Source organism: Pseudomonas sp. 2VD, assembly GCF_005503585.1.
GTDB lineage: Bacteria > Pseudomonadota > Gammaproteobacteria > Pseudomonadales > Pseudomonadaceae > Pseudomonas > Pseudomonas aeruginosa.
Genome location: NZ_SCND01000604.1, coordinates 1 through 1,898 on the forward strand (window position 1 = coordinate 1; position 1,898 = coordinate 1,898).

A 1,898-nucleotide genomic window follows, 5' to 3' on the forward strand; every position below is an offset into this window, starting at 1 on the left:
CTGTTGTCCAGGCGAGCGGCCGCGATGTCCAGGCCGGCGGCGCCGGAGATCACCCCGGCCAGGCTGTTGTCCAGGGCCTGGGCGATGCGCAGGGTCAGGCTGTCGGCGCCGATCAGGCGCCCGCCGCGGTTGTCCAGGCTGGCGGCGGCGAGGGTGAAGGCGCGGTCGCTGGAGATTTCCCCGCCGACGCCGTTGTCCACCGCGCCGAGCTGGCGCAGCAGCAGCGCGCCGGGCGTGGCGATCAGGCCGCCGTCGCGGTTGACCAGCGTGCCGCCATTGAGGTCGAGGGTGACGCCGGTTTCGCTGACCAGGACGCCGCCTCCGCGCTGGTCGAGGCCTTTCAGGTTGGCGTCGAGCAGGCCCTTGGCGCTGACCCGGCCCTGCTGGCCGTTGTCCAGCCGGGCGGCCACCAGGGTGATGCCGGCGTTGCTGCCGATGCCGCCGTTGCGGCTGTTGTCCAGCACGCCGGTGCGGATATCCACCGCGCCCTTGGCGCTGATCACGCCGGAACGGCTGTTGTCGAGGCTGGCGCCCTTCAGCGTCACGCCGGCATCGCTGAGCAGCCTGCCGCCCTGGTTGTCCAGCGCGGCCTGGCTGGTCAGCGCCAGCGCACCGGCGCTGGAGAAGGTCCCGCCACGGTTGTCCAGGCGCGCGGCGCGCGCCGTCAGGCTGCCTTCGCTGACCAGCGCGCCGCCCTGGTTGTCCAGCACGCCGCCGAGGCTCACGCTCAGGCTGTTCTGGCTGTCGAGCCGACCGCCGTCGCCGTTGAACAGTTCGCCGCCGTCCAGGCTCAGGCCGTCGCGCCCGGCCAGCACCCCCTTGGCCTGGTTCAGCAGGCGCTGCACGGTGAGGCGCAGGCCGCTGTCGCCGATGACCTTGCCGCCGCGGTTGTCCAGTTGCTCGCGGGCGTTCACGGCGACCTTCGAGGTGCTGGAAATCTCGCCGGCGCGGTTGTCGACCTGCCGCGCCTCGATAGCGATGCCGCCATTCGCGGCGATCAGCCCGGACTGGCTGTTGTCGAGCGTGTCGGCCGCGACCTTCAGGGTCTTTTCGCTGACCAGTTCGCCACCTTGCTGGGCCAGGCTGCCAAGCGTCGCCTGCAGGTCGCCCTTGGCGGCGATACGCCCTCCGGCGTTGCCGACGGCGTTCGCTGCGAGGTCCAGGCGGCCATCGCTGAGCAGCTTGCCACCCTGGTCGTTGCGCAGGCTGGCGACCTCCACGCGCACGCCAGCCTTGCCGCTGGCGCTGCCGCCGTCGCGGTTGTCGAAGGCGCCTCCCGTGGCGCTCAGGCCGGCGTCGGCCACCAGCACGCCGCCACGGTTGTCCAGGCTGGCGCCGTGGACGTTCAACTCGCTGCGGCTCGACAGCAGGCCGCCGGCGCGGTTGTCCAGTTGCCCCACCGTCACGCGCTGCGCGCCCTGGCTGAGCAGGTTGCCTTCATCGCGGTTGTCCAGCAGGCCGCCGAGGCTGACCTCCAGGCCGCCCCGGCTGCTCAGCGTGCCCTTGCCGCTGTTGTCCAGGCTGCGCGCCCGCAGGTCGAGGCGGTTGGCCGCGGAGAACAAGCCGAGGCGGTTGTCGATGGCACCGCTGGCGACCACCAGCAGGTCGTCGCCGATCAGCTTGCCGCCGCGATTGTCGAGGCTGCCGACGCGGGCCTCGACGCGCTTGCCGGAGACTTCGCCGTCCCCCCGGTTGACCAGCGCCTGGGCGCGGACGCGGGTGGACTGCTGGCTGCCGAGCAGGCCTTGCTGGCCGTTGTCGAGCGTCGCCGCGCCGACCTCCAGGTCGTTCAGGCCGATCACCTGGCCGCCACGGTTGTCGAGATCGCCACGGGTCTTGACCACGGCGCGGTCCCGGCTCTGCAACAGGCCGTCCTGGCGGTTGTCCAGGCTGCTCGC

The 1,898-nt window shown here is 72.3% G+C and carries 1 pseudogene; it reads right to left on the bottom strand.

Features of this window, described 5'->3' with window-relative positions:
• Positions 1–1,898, bottom strand: a pseudogene (locus FFS27_RS32305) (hemagglutinin); the annotation flags it as partial.